We start from the raw sequence: 1,015 nt of genomic DNA, 5'->3' as shown, positions 1-1,015 counted from the left end.
GGCATGTGCGCGGACTGGGGGCCGTACGGGGTGCAGGTCAACGGGCTGGGCCCGGGCTACATCGAGACCGAGCTGACCCGACCGCTGGTGGAGGCCCTGAGGGAGTTCCGCCGCGAGTTCGCGATTCCGGAGGGCGTTCTCTACTTCGACGGAAACTCGCTCGGCGCGCGTCCCGTTGCTGCACAGGAATGCGCCGCGAGAGTGATCGGCGACGAGTGGGGCAACGGCTTGGTTCGCAGTTGGAACGAGGCTGGATGGTTCGACCTCCCGGTCCGCCTCGGTGACAAACTTGCCCCGTTGCTGGGAGCAGGTGAAGGCGAAGTGGTAGTGACGGATTCGACGTCGATCAACCTGTTCAAGGCATTGGCCTCCGCACTGTCCATCGCGGCTGCACAGGACCCCAGCCGAAAGGTGATCGTCTCCGAGCGAGACAATTTCCCGACTGACCTCTACATTGCGGAGGGCATCATCTCGCTGCTCGATCAGGGATACGAACTACGCCTGATCGACCAACCGGGTGACCTCGCCGAGGCGGTAGGGCCGGACACCGCCGTGGTGATGTTGTCGCACGTCAACTACCGCACCGGAAACCTGTATGCGATGGCGGAAGTCACTGCAGCAGTGCAGGAATGTGGCGCGCTCATGATCTGGGACCTCGCACACTCTGCTGGCGCCGTGACAGTCGACCTGGGCGGCGCCGACGCCGACTTCGCGGTCGGGTGTACGTACAAGTACCTCAATGGTGGTCCGGGTTCACCTGCATTCATCTGGGTCAACCGTCGCCATCAGAACACCGGAATCCAGCCGCTGTCCGGGTGGTGGGGGCACGCGCGACCGTTCGCGATGGAGTCGGCCTACGAACCGGGCGCAGGAATACGACGGTTTCTGAGTGGTACTCAACCCATCACGTCGTTGTCACTCGTCGAGTGTGGTCTCGTCGTCGCGCTCAAAGCTGACATGGCCGACATCCGCAGCAAGTCGCTCGCGCTGGCCGATCTCTTCATCGATCTCGTCG

General features: G+C 63.3%; 1 protein-coding gene. It reads left to right on the top strand.

Annotated elements, in window-relative coordinates:
• Window positions 1–1,015 (top strand): kynureninase (locus tag ABT116_RS50475; RefSeq protein ID WP_351648610.1); only part of this gene is annotated, 1,015 nt, incomplete at both ends.

The sequence above is a fragment of the Streptomyces sp. NPDC002130 genome, from assembly GCF_040296465.1.
Taxonomy (GTDB): Bacteria; Actinomycetota; Actinomycetes; order Streptomycetales; family Streptomycetaceae; genus Streptomyces.
This window is presented reverse-complemented; position numbering and strand designations above follow the sequence as displayed.